Genomic DNA, 19,894 nt, shown 5'->3' on the forward strand with positions numbered 1-19,894 from the left:
CTAAATCCTTTGGTACAATAGGGCTTGCATGTTGCTTTTTATCAAGAAAAATATAAATGACCCCACGTTTTACTCGTAATCGTTCGCTTCGCTCATTGCCTCAAATTGCTCAAGATCCGAGTCAATTTATGACTTTATTTAGCGCCGAAGACTACCGCATCAGATTGCTGCAGTTAATCTCTCAGGCTCGTTCTCGAATTTATATTGTGGCTTTATATTTGGAAGATGACTTGGCGGGGCGCTCAGTGATGGATGCCTTATATCAGGCAAAGCAGCAACGACCGGAACTGCAGATTAAGGTGTTGGTTGATTGGCATCGTGCACAACGCGGTTTAATTGGTGAACAACAGGCTCAAGGTAATGCGGCAATGTATCGGGAGTACGCTGCTAAGTATCCCGGCTTAATTGAGATTTCGGGGGTACCTGTAAGCAATCGAGAGCTATTCGGGGTATTACATCTGAAGGGAAGTATCATCGACGATACGATCATTTATAGTGGTGCCAGTATTAACGATATCTATTTAGCTCAGCAGCAGCGTTATCGTTTCGATCGTTACCAATTAATTGGTAACTCAGATCTCGCAAATGCGATGGTTGAATATTTAGAACAAGTACTACTGGCGACTCGTGCGGTGACTAGTTTATCGGTAGCCAATCCAGCCTCAACTCGGTCGCTTAAATCGTCGATCAGGCGTTTACGCTTGTCTTTACAGCGGCAACAGTACCAATTTCACGCTCAACAACTAAATGCGCAGCAACTTGGAATTACTCCACTCATCGGTTTGGGTCGGCGACGCAACTTATTAAATAAAACCATTAAGCTATTAATGTCTAAGGCTAAACAACAGCTTACTATTTGTACGCCGTATTTTAATCCTCCCCGTAGTCTGCGTCGTGAAGTTGCTAAGGCGCTTAGTCGCGGGGTGCGAGTGCACTTGATTGTGGGTGATAAAACAGCCAGTGACTTTTATAGTGAGCCTAGCGAAAAGTTTAAGGTGATCCACGCTTTGCCTTATCTGTATGAAGTAACGCTCCGTAATTTTATTAAGGGCAAGCAAGCATTTTTGGCGAGTGGACAGCTGACCGTGAACGTTTGGCAACATGCTAACAATAGCTTTCATTTGAAAGGATTATGGGTCGATCAACGATATGCCTTACTCACTGGTAATAATCTGAATCCTAGAGCTTGGAATCTGGACTTAGAGAATGGCTTGTTAGTGGATGATCCACATGCTTTACTCGAACATCAGCGTCAGCAAGAACTACACAATATTCTGCAACATACTCAGCCAATTACTACACTGGCAGATATCGAGTCGCTTAATGATTACCCGAAACCAGTCAAACGTTTGCTGAAACGAATTGGCCGGGTGAAAGCCGACAGCCTACTCAAACAAATCTTATAAATAACAATGCCCAGCAAGATGCTGGGCATTACATAAAAAGCGTTGGGTGTCAGCGCTTAACTAGGGAAAGAAAAGTTAACACCTTCTCTTATCGATGAAGAAGGCCAGCGTTGAGTGATGGTTTTACGTTTGGTATAAAACCGCACGGAATCTGGGCCATAGGCATGTAAATCACCAAACAATGAACGTTTCCAGCCCCCAAAGCTGTGATATGACACAGGAACGGGCAGTGGAACGTTAATCCCGACCATTCCTACTTGAATGTTGTCCGAGAAATAGCGTGCCGCTTCACCGTCACGGGTATATAAACAAGTCCCGTTTCCGTATTCATGTGCATTAATTAAGTCCATGGCTTGTTGCATGTCATCAACTCGTACCACACATAATACAGGTCCAAAGATCTCTTCTTGATAGGCTTGCATGGCGGTGGTTACGTGGTCGATCAGAGTCCCCCCAACAAAGAAGCCTTTTGGATAACCACTCACCTGTGGGTTACGGCCATCAACTACTACGGTGGCCCCTGCTGCTTCTGCGCTGCTAATATACATCTGTACTTTATCGCGTTGTTGCTCGGTGATTAATGGGCCAAAGTCATTTTCTTGGTCAGAATATGCGCCGACTTTCAAACCTTGCATTGCTTCGGATAGCCCTGCCACTAACTTGTCTGCGACTTCATCGCCCACAGCAACTGCTACCGATAAGGCCATACAGCGTTCGCCTGAAGAACCAAATGCAGCCCCTAACAAAGAGTTCACGGCATTCTCTAGATCAGCATCAGGCATTACGATTGCGTGATTTTTTGCCCCGCCAAGGGCTTGGCAGCGTTTTCCATTTGCAGTCGCAGTACTGTAAATGTATTCAGCAATTGGGGTTGAACCGACAAAGCTTACCGCGGCAACTCGTGGGTCGCTTAATAGTGTATCAACCGCTTCTTTATCGCCATTCACGACATTGAATACACCAGCTGGTAAGCCTGCTTCGTGTAGTAATTCGGCAATGAATAAGGTGACGGATGGATCGCGTTCCGAAGGCTTTAATACAAAGGTATTGCCACACATCAGCGCCATAGGGAACATCCACATTGGCACCATCATTGGGAAATTAAATGGGGTTATACCAGCCACAACACCTAGTGCTTGGAATTCACTCCAAGAGTCGATATTAGGACCAACATTGCGAGAATGTTCGCCTTTGAGTAGCTCTGGTGCGCCACAGGCATATTCAACACATTCAATCCCGCGAGCCAGTTCGCCTTTTGCATCATGCACGATTTTACCGTGTTCTTTGCCGACTAATTCGCAGATCTTGTCTGCATGTTGTTCGAGTAAGGTCTTATAGCGAAACATAATTTGGCAACGTTTGGCTACAGGCGTATTACGCCAAGCTGGAAAAGCGGCTTCAGCGGCTGCGATCGCTTGCTCCACTGTGGCTTTTGGTGCGAGTGCGACTTGACTCGCTACTTCGCCAGTCGAAGGATTATAAACATCCTGTAAGCGAGTATATTCTGACTGGGTTTTACCATTAATTAAGTGACCAATAATAGACATGTAAGATTTCCTTGTGTGACTAGGCTTGGCCTGTCAATTGATGAATAGTATCGCCTAAGGCGTTAAATAAGCTGTCGATTTCTTCTTTGCTGACCGTAAAAGGAGGCGCAATTTGTATGGTATCGCCGCCATAGCGGACATAATAGCCCTGCTTCCACATCGATTGTGCGATTAAATATGGGTTGAGCGCGGGTTCACCGGGAGCGTGGGCAATACTAAGCCCAACAGCCATGCCCATATTGCGAACATCGGTCACCAGCGCTAGGCTCGCGAGCTGATGCGCGGCATGTTCCAGTACCGGGGACATTTCACGGACGCGTTCAAACATGTTGTCTCGTTGTAATAAATCCAGCGAAGCCAAACCTGCGGCACAGGCGATCGGGTGTGCCGAATAAGTATAACCGTGTGGCAGTTCTAGCATGTAGTCTGGGCCACCAGTTTCCATAAAGGTATCGTAAATTTCTTGTTTACAGGCGACCGCTCCCATGGGAATTACTCCATTGGTAAGCTGCTTGGCCATATTGATCATGTCTGGTGTCACCCCGCAAGCTTCTGCTCCGGTTTTATAACCGAGGCGACCGAAGGCACAAATGACCTCATCAAAAATCAGCAAAATTTGGTGTTGGTCGCAAATTTCACGTAAGCGTTGTAAGTAACCGACGGGTGGGGGGATGACGCCTGCACTGCCTGCCATGGGTTCAACAATTACGGCAGCGATGGTTGAGGCATCATGAACCGCGATCAAATCCAGTAAATCATTGGCAAGCTCGGCGCCTTGTTGAGGTTGCCCCTTGCTGAAGACATTTTCTGGCAAGACAGTAGAGCGCATATGGGCAACGTCGAGGCCGCTGCCAAATAGTGCGCGATTTGGCGCGATCCCTCCAACTGAAAGCCCACCATAGTTGACGCCGTGATAGCCTTTACCGCGGCCAATCAGCTTGGTTTTACCCGCGAGTCCTTTTTTACGCCAATAGGCGCGCGCAATTTTTAAAGAGGTATCAGCTGATTCTGAACCCGAGCCAGTAAAAAATATCCGATTTAGTCCTTCAGGCATAAATTCGGTGATTTTCTCCGCCAGTTGAAATGACCCCGGGTGGCCAAACTGAAAGGCTGGCGAGTAATCGAGCCGAGAAGCTTGATGGCTAATCGCATCGACGATCTCTTGGCGACCATGACCCAAGCCACAAGTCCATAAACCTGATAGACCATCAAAAATCTTGCGGCCATCGTCAGCAAAATAGTAATTACCCTTGGCATGGGTAATGATCCGTGGGTCCTTTTTAAATTGGCGATTGGCACTATATGCCATCCAATGGCAATCCAGTTGGTTCTGGCTAACACTTAACTCTTCATGATGCGCCATAGCTGACTCCCTCATAATATGTTTGAGATGGACTAAATATTTTGAAGCAGCTTATCGCTAGATCTGAGTTGCATAAATGTGTATCTTTCAATCTAAAGTTTCATAAATGCGAAACATTATGCAGCAGCGACTTGGACAATTAAGCGATATTGATTTACGACTACTCAAAGTATTTCGGGTGGTGGTGGAGTGTGGGGGGATATCGGCTGCCGAGGTGGAGCTTAATATTGGTCGTTCTACGATTAGCCGTCACGTGAAAGATTTAGAAATTCGCCTTGGGGTGAATCTTTGTCAGCGTGGGCGAGCAGGTTTTGTTTTAAGCCCAGAAGGGCAGCACGTCTATCAGTCCAGTTTACGCTTAATGGGCGCTTTAGACGAGTTTCGGGCTGACGTACAAAGTTTACATAGAGATATGACGGGTAATCTGGCGATTGCTTTGTTTGATAAAACGGTGACTAACCAGCAGGCAAAAATATCACAAGCCTTGCAGTTATTTGACCAGCGAGCACCTAAAGTCACGCTTGATCTTTATGTTGAAACCTTATCGGTGATCGAAAGTGGCGTGATTGAGGGGCGCTTTCATTTGGGGGTAGTGCCGGGGCAGCGTCAGTCTGCGAGCCTCAATTATCAATTTTTGTTTGATGAACGGATGTCGCTTTATTGCGGTTATCATCATCCACTATTTTCACGCAGTGACATTACCATTGGTCCCGAGGAAATTGTTGGACAAAAATATGCTGGATTAGGACATCACTCGCCCAATATGGATACTTCACAACGTTTTGGTTTTCAGCGTCATGCCACCGCTTATGACCAGGAGGCAATTGCCACTTTATTGTTGTCGGGCAGTTACTTGGCATATTTGCCGGAACACTATGCACGTAGCTTCATTGAACAGGGCCTAATTCGGCCACTGGGTGGGGAGCAGTTCAGTTATCACTGTCCATTTTTAGCGGTGACACGTGTCTCCCCAAAACCTTCGCGTATTTTGGCTTGCTTTATCGAGTGCTTAACTCAGGTTCATCTGTCCAGCTAAGCCGCTACTTTTACTGAAGGCGCTGGGTGAGCCACTGATTAATTGCCTTTATTTGGCTCGGGGAAACACTATGCGCCATTTCATAGTATTCCAGTGTTGCATTATATTGCTGTTGCAGCAGTTGCTGATGAGCCTGTTCACCCAGAGCCGGAACAACCACATCATCTTGGCGGCCATGTTGGATCAATATGTCTAAGTTAGTTTGTTGTTGAGTGCTGGGGAGGCTGGCAGGGAGTAAATAAGTCGACATACACAACAATCCGCCCAGTGCTTGAGGAAAGTTTAACGCCAGCTGATAAGCCACTGCACCGCCTTGCGAAAAGCCTGCAATCACAATGTTTTGGCTGGCGATCCCTTGGTTCATTTGTTGCTCGATTAAAAGCTGAAGCTGCTGGCTCACCTCTTGTAGATGCTGCTGATTGATGATGCGCTGCGGCTGCATCGCTAAAATATCGTACCAAGCCGTGAGTTGATAGCCTTGATGCACGGTTAATGTGCGTAATGGCGCGGCCGGAAATATATAGCGCAGCGCGATGGATTCGCTGAATTTAAAATGCTTTGCTAAGGGCGCAAAATCTTCGGGGCCTGCACCTAAACCATGTAGCCAAATGAGGCAGTGGGTTGCCGGGTGAGGTGGTTCAATCGTGATGGTAGCCGAATTTGGCATGGATAGTCCTTTGCTGAATGAAAGAGTTCTATTAAGCTGAGCAACAATTTAGCGAACAGGCATTGTATTGAAATGGCTGAGAGAGACAAGTATGCAAGAATTAATTGATGAAATAAGAGCCGCAGACCAGTCTGGCGCTTATCCAAGTGAACTCCCTAGCGACAGTCAGTTAGTGGAAGTGGAGGAGTTGATTTTGATCCCGATGCCCAGCGATTTGCGGGCTTTTCAACTGACCGTGAGCGATGTAATTTATGGCAGCTTAGAACCAGTCACGATTAGCGATCCTTACCTGCATACCTATTTGCCAGAGGTGGCTGCGACAGCTTGGAACATGGGTTTACCCCGCGAATTTATTCCCATTTGTCAAAATGGAGATAACTTTTATTTCATTAGTCAGGAGGGGGAAGTGGGTTATTGGCAAGGCCAGGCTGCGGAAGACTTGGTTCCTGAATGGGATAGCATTTGGGATTGGGCGATGGAAGTATGGATGCAAAGTTAGCGCAGCAGTCATCTCCCCCTCCCTATCTGGAGAAGTTTTGGTTGGTGATTGCACATATCCCAAGCGGTAAAGTGGCGACTTACGGTGGCGTTGCAGCCATGGCCGGCTACCCACGCATGGCTAGAGCTGTCGGACGCTGCCTAAAGCAGCTCCCCGAGGGCTCATCGCTGCCTTGGCACCGGGTGATTAATGCTCAAGGTCTGATCTCGTTTCCTGAGGGCTCTGCTAAATATCAAAAGCAACGTCAGCGACTTCAGGAGGAAGGGATTGTTTTTCGTCATCAGCGGGTACCTTTGAAGCAGTATTTATGGCTTGGTGATTAGTATTTACGGTTTGTTCGATGCCAATGGGTATCACAAACCATCGGTATTTCGATGATTGCGCCAATCCGCCAATTCTGTTGGGGGTCGAGGAGAGTGGGAATAAGCCAATGACCAAGCAAGCGACAGTCGTCAGCCAATGGTACTTGTACATTCTTAGAACCAAACACAATCAATTATATACTGGTGTCAGTACCGATGTGGCTCGACGCTTTGCCGAGCATCAATCGGGAAATTCGAAGGGTGCCAAGGCGTTACGTGGGAAAGGTCCGCTCAACTTAGAGTTTCAGCAAGGCCTTGCCAGTAAGCAACAAGCAATGCGTTTGGAATATAAAATTAAGCAATTAAGTAAGGCGCAAAAAGAACAGCTCTTATTAGGTCAATTCGACTGGCGCAGCTTGCTTTAACGACGGCCGGTTTCTGTTTTGGCGCAAGCTACGCTTACCAATCAATATTAAGGGTAAAATAATCATTGCTGCACCCAGCCAGGTGAGGGCATCTGGCATTTCTGAAAAACTTACCCAGCCGACCACGGCAGCGCCAATCAGGCCTGTGTATTCTGAACTGGCAATGGTATTGGCCTCTGCAGTTTTGTAGGCAAAAATAGATCCTGCGTGTAAAAATAGAATAAATAAGCTACTCGCGCCTGCGAGCCAGAATATTGACCAGTTCATTCCAGTAAGCGTTGGCCATGCCAGTGCCACTGTCGTGGGCAGCACCATTAAGTTGGTCCAAAATAAACTGGTAACCACCGACTCCTTTTTTGGAATGTATTTTACGGTGAGGTTACTTAAGGCCAAAGTGAGGGCTGTCCCCAGCGCCGCAATGGCCCCCCAGTTAAACTCTGAAGGGCGAATAATCACCAATACTCCAATAAAGCCGATACTGGCGGCGAATATTTGGGCGCGATTGACTTGGCTTCGGTGGAGCCACATGCCAAGTGGTAACATCATAATCGGAGCCGCGTAGAATAAGGCATTGGCGGTTGCTAAAGGGAGCGCGACCAAGGCGACAACCATCAACCCTGAACCCGCTAACCAGAGGTAACCGCGAAAGAAGTGGACCAGTGGTTTTTCTGGACGCTTGTGTTTGGTCAGTAAAAAAGCAGGTAACAACAGTATCAGGGTGCTGATTTGCCGATAAAGTAATATTTCGAACACCGAGGCTTGCTCGCCCGCCACTTTCATAAAGGCATCTGAAAATACCGCGATCTGATTGGCGGTAATCAAAATAATGATAGCAATTAAGGTGGGATTAAGCTTCAAGTGGGCCTCTGTGATGCACGAATAAATTAAGCTGGAATAAAGCAGTCTAAAGACTTGTTAAGCATTAAAAAAATGATAATAATCTACTATTGATGAAAATTATTCATGGATTGTATGCGAACTCTTCCTCCACTTAATGCATTGGTTGCTTTCGACGCCGTGGCTCGCCATCATCATGTCGCTAAGGCTGGCGACGAATTGGGCATTAGTCAAAGTGCGGTGAGTCATCGCTTAAGACTGCTTGAAGACTATTTGGGAGAATTGTTATTTGAAAAAGTTGGTCGCCAACTACAATTAACCGAGGCCGGACGCAGCTACTCCGTTGAGGTGGAACGGATTCTAAATGAACTCAGTCAGATTACCCGACAGGTAAAAGGAGAGGGGATCGCGCAATTGCGTTTAACCACCTATAGTTCCTTCGCGCTGAAGCGTCTGGTGCCGCTGTTACCCAGCTTTCGCGCTCGTCATCCCGAAATTGATTTACGTTTGCAAATGATTACCGAAGAACCGGTGTTATCGAGTAAAACTGGTGATTTGTTTATCTGTTTAGCGAAAAATGTGAAGGGTTATATCAGCCATCTATTGCATAAAGAGCGATTGGTGGCGGTTTGTTCGCCTGCTCTATATCAAGAAGTCGGTCATCAAAATTGGCGTCAAGATTTATTGAATTTCCCTTTATTATCTAGCGACTTAGATGATGAAATCAGCGAGCCAGGCGCAGACTGGATGGTTTGGTCTAAGGGGCTTGGTTTACAGCTGCCTAAGAAACAAATTTTTCATAGCTTCAGCCATCAAGTTCTGGCCTTGGAAGCCGCAGAAAGTGGCCAAGGTATCGCTTTGGTGAGTGACTTTATGGTGGAGCAGGATATACGAGCGGGTAAGTTAGTTGACTTGCCGTTTGGTGGGGTAGAGACCGGTTATCATTTCTATTTATCTTACAAGCAGGCGCGTGGCAGAGAACAAGAGTTAAAACAAGTGGCCTCTTGGTTGATTGAAACTGCCGCGAGTCCGTTAGAGGTTTAACGGGGCGTCAATCCAACACTGGCTCGCTATACAATTCTGTGATCAATCCATGATTCTTTCAGGGCACCGATGAGGGTGATATTTTTTCCAAAACAGTCATGCTCGCACTAATCCATTAATAGTTTGACTAGCAATAGGCTCAGGCTATCCACAAAATTCAGCCGCAATATCGCAAATTCATCATTTCTTAATACTTGTTGCATGGTGGCCGAGGGGTGGCTGGTATGCCAACAGCCAATGATACTTTGGTATAGGAACATGACCTTGGTGAGTGCCTGCTGCTGGTTGAGTTGTGGCGACCAGTGCTGAAATAATTGGCAGAGTTGTTCAGCCAGTCGCTTCAGCTCGCGTTTAAAGGCGATGGCTTGTTCAATATTCTGTTGCTTTTCTAATACGGTATGCAAAATTGCAGAGAGATAGCAAAAACTCGGTCTGGCGGCGATGGTTTCAGCGAGAACTCGTGCTTGTAAGGGGTGGTTGGCGAGGCGTTGGATAGCAAGCAGTAACTGCGCTGCCTCGTCTAAATACAGTGCCATAAACAGACTTTCTTTGTTCTTAAAGTAGCGATATAGCGCCGGTTTCGATAACTGTAGTTGTTCGGCTAAGTGGCTTAACACCACCTGATCGTAACCATGCTCCGTGAGGGCTTGTTTGGCGGAGGCTAAGATCTGTTCGCGACGCTGTTGTTTTTGTTCGGGACTAATTGCGCGCTTTCTTATGCTGGTATTTACATCATTTTTTATCAAGTGTTGGTTCCTTTCACCTTTACATGGCTTACGCTTTTGTTGCTAATTTAACTTTGTTAACAATGCATTTTAACGACGGCAGAGAAAAGCAGCTGCCGCTTACCCAAACATTATCTTTTAGGTCTGCGTTGTACTCGCTGCGACAAGTGTGAGTCGCGCACAAGCAAGCGCCTGATTAGGTAGTGTTTTGCGATTTTGTTTACAGTCTAAGAATAAGTTACCCATAGAAACTTGCCAAACTATTTAGTAACTGCTATCTAAGTTACTCATGGTATCTTATTTTGTTGATCTGAGTTCAAGGTGAAATGATGATTGATTGGGAGCGAGGGTGAGTATTTCTCGGCGACAATTTTTGCAAGGTGCTACAGCCATCGCGGCGATGGCAGGCGGTGGCCAGTGGTTATTTGCTAGTTATCCCTTACGCTACCAAGCCAATCCCCAACTCGCGTTATCGGCGCAGCATCAACAGATCCTGCTGGCGTTGATCCCTGTGTTTGTGCAGGGGCAATTTAGTGACCAGGATGACCTCGCGATGCTGCGTATTTTAAATAATGTTGATGTTGCGATCAGTGGATTGGCTGCGCATAGTCGGGCTGAATTACGCCAACTGTTGGACTTATTACAGTCGCGGGGCGGATGGTTATTACTCAGTGCTGGAAGTAGTCAGCTTAGTGAACTCAGCACTCAGCAAAAAATAGTCTTGTTGAGGACCTGGCAGATGCATTATTTGCAGCTATTACGCCAGACTTATCAAGGCTTACATGAGCTGATCATGGCGGCCTGTTATGGCGACCCCGAGGTTTGGCCTCTGTTGGCTTATCAATTACCAGCCCAAGTGAAGGGACTGTTTCATGATTAAAGATTGGATTGTCGAAGGGCTTGCCGACGGATGGTCACATCTTGATGGGGCAAGTTTGCAAGATAATCGTCAATTGGATTGTGATGTGTTGATCATTGGCAGTGGTGCTGGTGGTGGGATTAGCGCTCAGGTTATCGCAGAAGCGGGCTTCAAGGTTATTTTGGTTGATGAGGGACCGCTAAAAACGAGCCAAGATTTTAAAATGCAAGAGCGTCAAGCCTATCCCGATCTCTATCAGGAATCTGCCGCTCGTAAAACCAAAGATAAAGCGATTAGCATTTTTCAGGGACGCTGTGTTGGGGGGTCCACTACCGTAAATTGGACGACTTCGCTGCGAACCCCGGAATCCACGTTACTGCATTGGCAGCGGCGTTGGGGCATTCGTCAGTTAACATCCGAGAATTTACAGCCCTATTTTGAACAGGTTGAGCAGCAGTTAGGGATCCGTCCCTGGTTGGCCAATAATGCCAATAATGCGCTGTTAGCCAAGGGCTGTGAGGCGCTTGGTTGGTCTCATAAAGCGGTTCCGCGGAATGTCAGGCAGTGCTGGAATTTGGGGTACTGTGGGATGGGGTGCCCGACTAATGCAAAACAGTCGATGCTGGTGACCACCATCCCTGCAGCGCTTAATCTAGGGGCCAGTTTACTAAGCCGATTTCGGGTAGAAAGCTTAAATATTAAGCAACAACGGGTGCGGGGTGCAAGCTTACAAGCCTTAGATCAACAGCAACGTCCAAGGCAAATCGAAATTAAAGTGAATGCGCGACACGTGATCCTAGCAGCTGGTGCTATTGGTTCGCCAGCGATATTGTTGCGCTCAAAGGTGCCTGATCCGAATCAATTGATCGGTAAACGCACGTTTTTACATCCGAGTGTGATTAGTGGAGCCTTATTCGAACAGCCAGTATTAAGTCATCAAGGTGCGCCACAGTCCGTATATTCCGATCACTTTGTATGGCGTGATGGTGTAGAAGGGCGCTGTGGTTACAAATTGGAAGTACCACCGGTTCATCCGATTTTATTGGCCACCAAACTGACCGGCTTTGGCCGCTTTCATAGTGAAATGATGCAACAAATGAATCATCTACAAGTGACGATTGGATTGTTGCGGGATGGCTTTCATGAACAAAGTCACGGTGGGCAGGTTAAGCTGCGAGACGATGCTAGCCCGATGCTGGATTATCATCTGAGTGATTACCTGTGGGATGGTGCTAGGCGAGCGCTGCTGAGTATCGCTGAGTTACAATTTGCCGCCGGGGCTAAACAGGTTTACCCCTTACACGAACAAAGTCGGCAACTGAACAGTTGGACTGAGGCCCAGTCGTTTATCAAGCAATTGGCCATGCAGCCATTGGCCACTCGTTTGGCATCGGCACACGTGATGGGGGGATGTGCAATGGGGGGGGAAGCGGCATCGTCGGTGGTTGATGAAGATGGCAATTTTCGTCTCTTGGCTGGCTTGACTGTGATCGACGGTTCGGTTTTTCCAACCAGTTTAGGTGCAAATCCTCAGCTTACGATCTATGCCTTAGCTTTGCGGAATAGTCAGCGACTTGCCGCCAAGCTTGCGCTGAGTGTGCCCTGAATGGTGGGCGCTTGGTCTATGCTTGTTTCTCTTAAACCACTGCTCGGTACCACCTGAATAAACTATAAACCTGCGGTGGTCATCGTAATTGAGAAAGATAAGCAGAGTTAGTGTATTTACAAACTTAAGCGCCCACTGTTAGTCTAGGGATGTTAATCGAATGCTGTTTAATTTGTTTATCGATTCAAGCGTGTGTAGGTTGCCTGTTTTGGCCCTCGCGCTGCCCAGTATCAAGGAGACAGACAGCTATACTTGAAATACGTTCTAGAACATAGACTAAAGGCCTTATTTAATGTGGTTACAACGTTTGGTAAGACTTAAGGCTCGGCCTCGTGGCTTTCACTTAATTACCGAAGAGTTACTATTACAGCTACCAGAATTAAAGCAGTTTAATGTGGGGCTGTGTCATTTCTTGTTACAACATACCAGTGCGAGTTTAAGCTTGAATGAAAATGCCGATCCCAGTGTGCGGCATGATATAGAAGCTCATTTTAATCATATGGTGATTGAGAATGCGGGCTATTATCAGCATACTTATGAAGGTCCCGATGATATGCCTGCACATATAAAAAGTAGCTTATTAGGTTGCGAACTCACCTTGCCGATCAGCTCCGGAGAGCTTAACTTAGGTATTTGGCAAGGTATTTATTTAGGCGAACATCGTGAGCAAGGCGGTCGTCGGCAAATTGTGGTGACGATCAACGGTGAATAAGCTGAGTAAAGAACTCCAACGTGCTGAGTTACCCTCCTCGACATCTTGTTCATTCCTCAAACTGAAGATGGTGCGATGGACTTATTAGCGATCTTTATTTTTATGGCTATCGTGTTGTTTTTTTGGCGTCGCCGTAAAGACGCCGAGCGTGCGCAACATTTGATTAAGCAAAAATGTCAGCAGCTTGATTTGCAGCTACTCGATCTCAATTTTAAACAAGAAAAACCGCAAAAAATAGCTGGCCATTGGCGCTGGTGCCGCTGCTACCAATTTGAATTTTCTTCGACCGGAGAGAGCCGTTATCAGGCCTTGTTGATCATGGCTGGTAGCCAATATAAGTTTGATTTACCAGCCTATCGGATTGATGAATCCTTCGAACCCTTACATTAGTAAAGGTTGACCCTACAGTTGAATATATTTGGTGCTGTACTAATGAGCACTTAAAAAGTAGCTGAGTAGTGCGGAACCACCCGATATCGCACATAGCGTTAGTGAAAAGCTGCGCATCCATCGCTGTGGCAGTCGTTTACCGTAGCGCCTGCCACACCAAACGCCCGCTAAAGCCGCCGGAATTAAGGGTAAACTGGCTTGTAAGTGTTGCAGCGACATATAACCGATAGGCACTTGTACTAGCAGTGATAATAAACAGCTCACCACAAAAAATGCTGATAAGTTTGCGCGCAAATAGCCTGCTTGTTGATGCTGCAGTAACAATGCCATGGGCGGCCCACCAATGGAGCTGCTGGTGCCCATAAATCCAGACATAAAACCTGCGATCGCCATGCGCTTCGGAGTCGGGGCGAGGCGCACTGGTAATAAACTGATAGCCACCGCGATCAGTACCGATAAACCTAACCAAAAGCTTAAGCTGGCCAAGTCTGCCCAATAGAGTAAAGCGCCACCGGCAATTGTGCCAGGGATCCGACCGAGTATGGCTGCTTTTAAGCCATTCAATGAGATGCTGCTGCGATGCTCGACGGCGCTGAAGATGGAGATCACCAGCGCAACAATCACCACCGGACCAGGTACATAGATGGGCGAGAGCTGAAATAGTAATGGCGCGGCAATCACCGCCAAGCCAAAGCCAATTGTGTATTGGACCAACGAACCGATAAAGATCAGTAGGCAGGCCAGCAGGGTAATCACCAAAGTATTCCTTATTGATATTGGGCTAACAGGGCTTAGCCCGTGAGCGATTTCTCGATGGGTTTAGTTGAAGTTGCATCGTTGTTGCTGCTGGTGGCTCAGGGTGGCGAGTTCTATTACTCGAATCACATCACTGGCTTGTTGAGCGCTAATGGCCAGCGGTTCACCATGGAGCACTGCGGCGGCAAAGTTATCATAAAAGGCCGGATAATTGCCTTTGCTTAAGCTTTGATGCACGGTGGCTTGGTTGGCGAGATGAATTTCGCTACGATTTGAGTCTTTGCCAAAGTGTTGCGCCTTCGGTGACAGTCCCACCGTTAGTTGTTGTGCTTGCGGATCCATTCCCCATTTTGCGTAGGAGCCTCGATCGCCATGTAACTGAAAGCGAGGGCCTGGTTCAAGCATTAAAGAGTTGCAGCTTAACTGCACCTTTAACTCGGGATAGATTAAATGTAAGTCAAAGCTGTCGACACTCTTAGCTCCAGGGCGTTGCATTGCAAGATGAGCCCATAGTTGTTGGGGGGGGCCAAACAAACACAGTGCTTGATCAATCAGGTGGGCGCCTAAGTCATATAAAACACCGCCACCCTGAGGGTCGAGTTCTTTCCAGCGAGTTTTCACAACTGGCCGATAGCGGTGAAAATGGGCGCTATAGCTATGTAATTTCCCCAAACGTTGTTGCTTGATGAGGCCTTGAATGGTGAGAAAGTCACTATCCCAACGGCGATTGTGAAATACACTTAAGTACTTTCCTGTCTGTTGGGCGACTTGTTGCAAACGCAAGCATTGTTGGCTATTCAGCGCCAGTGGCTTTTCGACAATCACGTGTTTACCTGCCAACATGGCCTGTTCTGCTTGTTCGGCATGTACCGAATTCGGGCTGGCTATCACTACAATGTCGACTTCAGGGTGGTCGATGACCTGTTGCGGATCAAGACACAGAACATGCGGGTAGCGCTCAGTAATCGAGGCCTGCTGCGAGCTGGCAATCGCGAACAGCTTAAGTTGTGGACAAGCTTGAATGAGCGGGGCGTGAAATACTCGCCCCGATAAACCAAAACCAATGATAGCAACGTTTAACATGACCGCTCCTGTTAGGGGGTAGACAAAGGAATGGTTGAGAGTTTAACTCGGTCAGGTTGCTGGCGTGTGACGCTGAGTAACCATAATTGTTTGCCATTACTGGCAATCGCTTGGGCCGTATCTGGCTGTGCTAGCGCTGATATTTTTAGGACTTGACCGCTTTGCGGGTCAACTTTTAATAGACTGCTAAAGCGAGGACTCAGTATATACCAGTTGCCTTGATGCCAAGCCATACTGCCCAATTGGTATTCTTGTAGGCTTTGTTGTTGATTCGGATCTGCCATCACTAAGTCAAATGAGCTTGCTTGTTGGCCCTCGCGGTTGCCGCGATAACAACGTTTTAAGCCTTCTCGCTCGCAACTATACAATTGCTTGGTTTGGGAGTCCCATATCACGCCTGCCGTTTTATGGATCAGTCCGCCCTTGAGCCACTTCCGTTTATCGATAAACTTCCACTGTTCGCCGGCTTGGCTAAAGAATAGCAAACGTCCATCCGCAGAAATTGCCAGTAAGTGTTGATCAATCATGGTTAGGTCTGCAATGTCTCCGCTGGTGGGGAGTGGTACCAGTTCTGCGCGCTTGAGTTGGGGATTGAGATAAGCCAATTGAGCGGAGCCGTTCACCATGACGGTTTGTGGGGCAAGCGTGCCAATGAGCCACTGTTGTTTCTCTGTTTGCCAGAGCAAGCTGGCGGCATTAGGGATCCCAGTTAACTCGGCTTTTAGTTCTGGCTTAAGTGTTTCATCGGCTAAAGGACTGTGTTGAAAGTCACTGCTTGGCGGTGGAAATAGCACTAATCCAGCGAGTGTACCGAACATTAATAGGGCGATAAGGGCGATTACTTTAAGCATTGGCATCCTCGTGAATGCAGAGGGAATGAGATATCGCATGAGTTGCCAAAAATTGGCAGTTTGGTCGAGGCTTGAGCGCCATTCGCTGAATCATGGTGTCGCAATTAACTCTTGGATTGTGGAGTAGCCACAACTATGCCGTTTGCTGAGGCGTTAGTAAATTGTTCATCAAAAATTCATGGTGTTTTTATAGGATTGTTGCAGCCTATGGATAGCTTTAATGGCATGAATGAGGAACGCAACATGAGCAGTTCTGAACAGAATTCTGGGCTGGAACAACCAGCCGACCAGCATAAGTTAGTCAGTATAAAATGGCGTTTACCGCCGTTTCGAGTTTGTGACTGTTGGTCGATGAGTTCACCGTATCTCGGGATTTTAACTGACGATCGGCATTACTCGATTTCGGCCTAAGCGTTTTGCTTCGTAGAGTTGCGCATCGGCTGATTCGACAATCGCCTGTGATTTACTAATAGGGTTATATTCAGCAACACCAAAGGAGCAGGTGATGTTGTCGATGCGCTGGTGGGATCGGCGATCTTTAAGGCTAAGCTTTTCTATCGCGCGACGGACTGATTCGGCTAATTGCCTGGCCGAGCGTATATTCGATTTCGGACAGAGAATCGCAAACTCTTCACCGCCGATACGATAGGCTTTAGCCCCGTCTCTACAGGCCTCTTGGATCCGTTTGGTCACGACTCTTAAAACTTGGTCACCGAGAATGTGTCCGTAACTATCATTAAAGGCCTTGAAGTGATCGATATCGGCTAAAATGATGCAGAGTCCCTGCGGAGTCGTATCGTATAGCTGCTTAAAATCGGAATCGAAGGCTCGACGATTTAAAGCGCCAGTGAGGGCATCGTAGAGCGCTTCTTTTTCGGTTTCTTTTAGTTTGCTTTTTAAGTTTTCTATTTCAGCCTTGGCTTTACCCAATTGCGAATTAAAGAAATTGGTACTTTGACGAATATTGGCGGCATCCTCGACTAAGTTACGAACTAATCCGAGCACTTGCTCTAAGGGAACGCCATCTTCTTCAATACGATTGAGTTTGGCAAAGTTACGGTCGATATTGGACTGAAAAGTACTCGCATCACTGCCGGTATCAAGCATGGTTTGCGATAATTCGGTAGCCATGGCTTCCAAGTTAAGACGCATGCTCTCGATATTTAATTGATCTTGGCTGGCAATATGGTTTTGGTATAACACTTGGCTATTGGTGGTGGGGACTGTGTCATATTCACTAATTATTTCATCAATAGCGGCATTTAGTTCAGGATTTTGGTCATCGACATACAAATACCACAAGGCATAATTGTTGGGGGTGGCCGGGATCTGATACTTCATCATCAGTGGTACAGCTTTCTTTAAATTTAGAGTCGCTTTCTTAAATAGTTTTTGGCTCATAAGAGTTCCATCGATATTGAGACTGTCCCTGTTTGGTGATTGCGAAATGTAACGGAGAGTGCAACATACCCAAACCCAAGGCTATGATAACTGATTTACTGATCAACTATAGGTGATTTGATTAGCAATAATTGTGATTTAAATGCTTTGATGCGTAGATAAATGGAAGAGTATGACTATCTTGTCATCGCTCACCTATCGTTTAAGTCTTGGTCAATGAGCGCTTAAAACCATTTTTTAATTGCCAACCATTACTAATTACAGCTTAGTTAACTTTACGCTATCACGAGGTTTTTTTTATTTAGAGGAGTTTTGCTGGGGGATAAGTAAAGTCAGCCCAGCAAGTTTGACTGGGCTGAAGTGCTTGATTATTTTGCGATCAAAATACGTAGCATTCTGCGCAATGGCTCTGCCGCGCCCCAGAGTAACTGATCACCGACAGTAAAAGCCGAGATATACTCTGGCCCCATACTGAGTTTGCGAATGCGGCCTACGGGAACACTGAGGGTGCCAGTGACCTTGGTTGGGGTGAGTTCTTCAACTGAAAGCTCTCGCTGGTTGGGGATCACTTTTACCCAATCGTTATGCTCGGCAAGAATTTGTTCGATCTCTGCCACAGGGAGGTCTTTTTTCAGTTTGATGGTCAGCGCTTGACTATGACAACGCATTGCGCCAATTCGCACACAGATCCCGTCGATGGGAGTCGCTTGCTCGCTGGTGCCTAAAATTTTGTTGGCTTCGACTTGTGCTTTCCATTCTTCTTTACTTTGGCCACTTGGTAGTGGGACGTCAATCCATGGGATTAAGCTACCCGCTAGTGGTACCCCAAATTGATCACTCGGGAAATCGTCGGCACGCATTTTCTCGGCAACTTTACGGTCGATGTCGAGGATCGCAGAGGCTGGGTCTGCTAGCTCTTCGGCAACATCATCACGAATAGCGCCCATTTGGCTGATTAATTCCCGCATGTTACGCGCACCAGCACCCGAAGCGGCTTGGTAAGTCATAGGGCTTACCCATTCGATCAGCTCTTTTTCAAATAAACCACCAATCGCCATGAGTAACAGTGACACTGTGCAGTTGCCACCCACGTAGGTTTTGATCCCTTTGTTGAGCGCTTGGTCAATCACATCGCGGTTAACTGGATCGAGTACAATGATGGCATCGTCTTCCATACGTAAGGCTGAAGCGGCATCAATCCAATAACCATCCCAACCACTGGCGCGTAATTTGGGATACACAGCTTTGGTGTAATCTCCGCCTTGGCAGGTAATGATGGTATCCATGGTTTTTAGGCTGTCGATGTCAAAGGCATCGAGTAAGCTGGTCTTACCTGTACCGACATCCGGGCCGGCAATGCCAACTTGCGAAGTACTAAAAAAAACAGGGTCAATGTGGGCAAAATCGTTTTCTTCTCGCATACGTTGCATTAACACGGAACCCACCATACCGCGCCAACCAACCAAACCTACTCTCATGGCTTGCTTACATCCTTTATTTTATAATATTGAGTGTTTGCTATTTCGCCAAGACGCCGTCTTCACGAACTTTTGAGATTACCATTGGCAAGCGCTGAACACTAGGCCCGGTTGCGCTTTTGTGATTATTTTTACAGCAGTTTGTTTATATCGCGAAGGCTAGGTATGGGAAGCATGCCAATTCAAGCGAAGGGGGGGGCGCACTCTCTGCGGTGGCCCGATACGTTTGATAATTCAGTTTTTATTTCTTGCTTCCCATTTTGAAAGAAAAACAGAGAAGGGTTTGCGTCACTTATTTAGACCTTTTTCGTGACTAAAACTATTTAATCCAAACCAAGCTTAAGCGTCAAAGTTCTACCAAGCCTCGCATCTCCAATAGATACCGGCAGTTTTAAGCTCGTTGATAACGAGCTCTGCGCTTAAGCAGAACCGCTGTAGGGAAAATTAACGACTTTAGATGATTGGCGAGGATCTTCACCGATGGTAATGGTTCGGGTGCGGCGTTTACCTTGGCTATAGCGATCGTAGCTGGCATCGCTGATCCCCATTTCTTGGCAAAACTCCACGAAGGTGGCAAAGTCTTTGGCTGTAAAGGCGCTATCGTTTCGAGTCAGTTGATTGTCAAAATACGCTTGAGTGCCGTTGAAGTTGATATTGGCACAGGCATCATAGGGCTGACCATATTCGCTAACTCTGATCGCTCGGACCATCTTAATTTCAAAAATCCAATCGCCAATGCGTAGGCAGCGCTGTTCAAACTGTTGCATAGTGGTCCCTATTATTTATTTTAAGCTAGACGAGCGGTTTAGAGGGGCTCGTGGTATAGGTCCTACAAAAGCATAAATTGAGCCAAATAATTTAATTATTACAAATCAATGGTTTAACTAATTACTGCTGGACATACTGT

The 19,894-nt window shown here is 46.9% G+C and carries 21 protein-coding genes; 10 read left to right on the plus strand and 11 right to left on the minus strand.

The annotated features are described in order from the left end of the window. Positions 1-56: 56 nt before the first annotated feature. The gene (gene pssA / locus ACRRSY_RS00130; RefSeq protein ID WP_432455231.1) at positions 57-1,406 is read left to right on the plus strand and encodes a CDP-diacylglycerol--serine O-phosphatidyltransferase; all 1,350 of its coding nucleotides are present in this window, start codon (positions 57-59) and stop codon (positions 1,404-1,406) included. A gap of 56 nt (positions 1,407-1,462) precedes the next feature. Here pssA and ACRRSY_RS00135 read toward each other — a convergent pair whose 3' ends face one another. Both ACRRSY_RS00135 and ACRRSY_RS00140 read right to left on the minus strand, forming a co-directional pair. Next, positions 1,463-2,953 (minus strand): CoA-acylating methylmalonate-semialdehyde dehydrogenase, encoded by a 1,491-nt coding sequence (locus ACRRSY_RS00135; protein WP_432455230.1) that lies wholly within the window; start codon positions 2,951-2,953, stop codon positions 1,463-1,465. Between the two features lie 19 nt (positions 2,954-2,972). After that, positions 2,973-4,316, minus strand: coding sequence for an aspartate aminotransferase family protein (locus tag ACRRSY_RS00140; protein ID WP_432455229.1), 1,344 nt, complete (start codon positions 4,314-4,316; stop codon positions 2,973-2,975). Between the two features lie 106 nt (positions 4,317-4,422). Here ACRRSY_RS00140 and ACRRSY_RS00145 point away from each other — a divergent pair, with 106 nt between their 5' ends. Beyond that, on the plus strand, positions 4,423-5,352 hold the full coding sequence (locus ACRRSY_RS00145; RefSeq protein WP_432455228.1) for a LysR family transcriptional regulator: 930 nt from the start codon (positions 4,423-4,425) through the stop codon (positions 5,350-5,352). A 10-nt stretch (positions 5,353-5,362) separates the two neighbouring features. Here ACRRSY_RS00145 and ACRRSY_RS00150 read toward each other — a convergent pair whose 3' ends face one another. Continuing rightward, positions 5,363-6,019, minus strand: a complete 657-nt coding sequence (locus ACRRSY_RS00150) for an alpha/beta hydrolase (RefSeq protein ID WP_432464123.1) — start codon at positions 6,017-6,019, stop codon at positions 5,363-5,365. A 91-nt stretch (positions 6,020-6,110) separates the two neighbouring features. Here ACRRSY_RS00150 and ACRRSY_RS00155 point away from each other — a divergent pair, with 91 nt between their 5' ends. The 3 genes from ACRRSY_RS00155 (at position 6,111) to ACRRSY_RS00165 (ending at position 7,245) form a co-directional block, all read left to right on the plus strand. Then, complete coding sequence (locus ACRRSY_RS00155; protein ID WP_432455226.1) at positions 6,111-6,518, plus strand: SMI1/KNR4 family protein; 408 nt, start codon at positions 6,111-6,113, stop codon at positions 6,516-6,518. Then, the gene (locus tag ACRRSY_RS00160; protein ID WP_432455225.1) at positions 6,503-6,841 is read left to right on the plus strand and encodes an MGMT family protein; all 339 of its coding nucleotides are present in this window, start codon (positions 6,503-6,505) and stop codon (positions 6,839-6,841) included. Before ACRRSY_RS00155 ends, ACRRSY_RS00160 begins: the two co-directional genes overlap by 16 nt. 107 nt (positions 6,842-6,948) lie before the next feature. Next, on the plus strand, positions 6,949-7,245 hold the full coding sequence (locus ACRRSY_RS00165) for a GIY-YIG nuclease family protein (RefSeq protein WP_432464124.1): 297 nt from the start codon (positions 6,949-6,951) through the stop codon (positions 7,243-7,245). Here ACRRSY_RS00165 and ACRRSY_RS00170 read toward each other — a convergent pair. Beyond that, positions 7,213-8,103 carry a DMT family transporter gene (locus ACRRSY_RS00170; RefSeq protein WP_432455223.1) on the minus strand — a complete coding sequence of 297 codons (891 nt, stop codon included), beginning with the start codon at positions 8,101-8,103 and terminating at the stop codon, positions 7,213-7,215. The two genes, ACRRSY_RS00165 and ACRRSY_RS00170, sit on opposite strands and share 33 nt — an antisense overlap. A 114-nt stretch (positions 8,104-8,217) precedes the next feature. On the opposite strand from ACRRSY_RS00170, the gene ACRRSY_RS00175 reads away from it, so the two are divergent. Then, entirely contained in the window at positions 8,218-9,126 is a 909-nt protein-coding gene (locus ACRRSY_RS00175) for a LysR substrate-binding domain-containing protein (protein ID WP_432464125.1), read from the plus strand. Positions 9,127-9,233: 107 nt separating this feature from the next. Here ACRRSY_RS00175 and ACRRSY_RS00180 read toward each other — a convergent pair whose 3' ends face one another. Further along, complete coding sequence (locus ACRRSY_RS00180; RefSeq protein WP_432460562.1) at positions 9,234-9,872, minus strand: TetR family transcriptional regulator; 639 nt, start codon at positions 9,870-9,872, stop codon at positions 9,234-9,236. Positions 9,873-10,200: 328 nt separating this feature from the next. Here ACRRSY_RS00180 and ACRRSY_RS00185 point away from each other — a divergent pair, with 328 nt between their 5' ends. The 4 genes from ACRRSY_RS00185 to ACRRSY_RS00200 all read left to right on the plus strand — a co-directional run bounded on the left by ACRRSY_RS00185 (position 10,201) and on the right by ACRRSY_RS00200 (position 13,418). Continuing rightward, positions 10,201-10,731, plus strand: coding sequence for a twin-arginine translocation signal domain-containing protein (locus tag ACRRSY_RS00185; RefSeq protein WP_432460563.1), 531 nt, complete (start codon positions 10,201-10,203; stop codon positions 10,729-10,731). Next, the gene (locus ACRRSY_RS00190) at positions 10,724-12,316 is read left to right on the plus strand and encodes a GMC family oxidoreductase N-terminal domain-containing protein (protein WP_432455219.1); all 1,593 of its coding nucleotides are present in this window, start codon (positions 10,724-10,726) and stop codon (positions 12,314-12,316) included. Before ACRRSY_RS00185 ends, ACRRSY_RS00190 begins: the two co-directional genes overlap by 8 nt. Positions 12,317-12,608: 292 nt before the next feature. Further along, positions 12,609-13,028, plus strand: a complete 420-nt coding sequence (locus ACRRSY_RS00195) for a secondary thiamine-phosphate synthase enzyme YjbQ (protein WP_432455218.1) — start codon at positions 12,609-12,611, stop codon at positions 13,026-13,028. A 75-nt stretch (positions 13,029-13,103) separates the two neighbouring features. Continuing rightward, entirely contained in the window at positions 13,104-13,418 is a 315-nt protein-coding gene (locus ACRRSY_RS00200) for a DUF3301 domain-containing protein (RefSeq protein ID WP_432455217.1), read from the plus strand. Between the two features lie 39 nt (positions 13,419-13,457). On the opposite strand, the gene ACRRSY_RS00205 is transcribed toward ACRRSY_RS00200, so the two are convergent. From ACRRSY_RS00205 to ACRRSY_RS00230, 6 genes are all read right to left on the minus strand, one after another. After that, the gene (locus tag ACRRSY_RS00205; RefSeq protein ID WP_432455216.1) at positions 13,458-14,174 is read right to left on the minus strand and encodes a sulfite exporter TauE/SafE family protein; all 717 of its coding nucleotides are present in this window, start codon (positions 14,172-14,174) and stop codon (positions 13,458-13,460) included. 63 nt (positions 14,175-14,237) lie between these two features. Further along, entirely contained in the window at positions 14,238-15,257 is a 1,020-nt protein-coding gene (locus tag ACRRSY_RS00210) for a Gfo/Idh/MocA family oxidoreductase (protein ID WP_432460565.1), read from the minus strand. Positions 15,258-15,268: 11 nt separating this feature from the next. Further along, entirely contained in the window at positions 15,269-16,108 is an 840-nt protein-coding gene (locus tag ACRRSY_RS00215) for a hypothetical protein (protein ID WP_432464126.1), read from the minus strand. 375 nt (positions 16,109-16,483) lie between these two features. Next, a complete protein-coding gene (locus ACRRSY_RS00220) occupies positions 16,484-17,509 on the minus strand; it encodes a GGDEF domain-containing protein (RefSeq protein ID WP_432455213.1) in 1,026 nt (341 codons plus the stop codon). Positions 17,510-17,877: 368 nt separating this feature from the next. Beyond that, positions 17,878-18,987 carry an aspartate-semialdehyde dehydrogenase gene (asd, locus tag ACRRSY_RS00225; RefSeq protein WP_432455212.1) on the minus strand — a complete coding sequence of 370 codons (1,110 nt, stop codon included), beginning with the start codon at positions 18,985-18,987 and terminating at the stop codon, positions 17,878-17,880. Positions 18,988-19,406: 419 nt separating this feature from the next. Continuing rightward, entirely contained in the window at positions 19,407-19,754 is a 348-nt protein-coding gene (locus tag ACRRSY_RS00230; RefSeq protein WP_432455211.1) for a hypothetical protein, read from the minus strand. Positions 19,755-19,894 lie beyond the last annotated feature (140 nt).

The sequence above is a fragment of the Agarivorans sp. QJM3NY_33 genome, from assembly GCF_050870865.2.
Taxonomy (GTDB): Bacteria; Pseudomonadota; Gammaproteobacteria; order Enterobacterales; family Celerinatantimonadaceae; genus Agarivorans.